This is a genomic window from Vibrio sp. 1727 (assembly GCF_033344415.1).
In the GTDB taxonomy this organism is placed as follows: Bacteria; Pseudomonadota; Gammaproteobacteria; order Enterobacterales; family Vibrionaceae; genus Vibrio; species Vibrio alginolyticus.
This window is the reverse complement of the sequence record NZ_JAWPOT010000457.1, coordinates 1-592: the sequence shown is the minus strand read 5'-3', so window position 1 is coordinate 592 and position 592 is coordinate 1. Positions and strand designations below refer to the sequence as shown.

2 protein-coding genes are annotated in these 592 nt (G+C 47.5%); one reads left to right on the top strand and one right to left on the bottom strand.

What is annotated here, in order from left to right; translation table 11 throughout:
• Nucleotides 1-2 precede the first annotated feature (2 nt).
• Entirely contained in the window at nucleotides 3-251 is a 249-nt protein-coding gene (locus tag R8O10_RS26330) for a YkgJ family cysteine cluster protein (protein ID WP_005460076.1), read from the top strand.
• A gap of 18 nt (nucleotides 252-269) precedes the next feature.
• Here the strand turns inward: R8O10_RS26330 and R8O10_RS26325 are convergent.
• A partial coding sequence (locus tag R8O10_RS26325) for a helix-turn-helix domain-containing protein (RefSeq protein WP_318192113.1) occupies nucleotides 270-592 on the bottom strand: 323 nt, incomplete at its 5' end.

Genomic DNA, 592 nt, shown 5'->3' with positions numbered 1-592 from the left:
TTATGGATTGTCGATTAGGATGCGGAGCTTGCTGTATTGCGCCAAGTATCTCTTCACCGATACCTGGAATGCCCAAGGGCAAACCAGCAGGTGTTCGTTGCGTGCAACTCAACGATGACAATTTGTGTAAGCTGTTTGGTAAGCCTGAGCGCCCTAAAGTTTGTCACGATTTTAAGCCGTGTCCGGTTGTGTGTGGCAAAACCAACCAAGAAGCGCTCGACAACATCACTGAGCTAGAGCAACTTACTTAATCTATTCAGCGCACCTGTTTAATCGTTCCCCAGCTCTCGCAAATACAAGTAGATGGTATCGCGCGATATACCAAGATGGTTTGCAACCATTAAAACAGCGTCTTTGTATTTAAAAATGCCTAGGCCATGCAGGCGCGTCACCAGTTCACGGTTGCGTTTAGAAGGCGCAATGGCTTCATTTTCCCACACTTCTGTTTGCACGGTTTCTATCGTACTGATGATGGTTTCATCGATATTACGCGCAAACGTTTCTGGTGAGCGAGCTCCACCAACACAACACTCGGTGTGTTGCTGAGGCAGCATTGCCTTTAAAAACGCCTGCATCGGTGCATCCATATCCA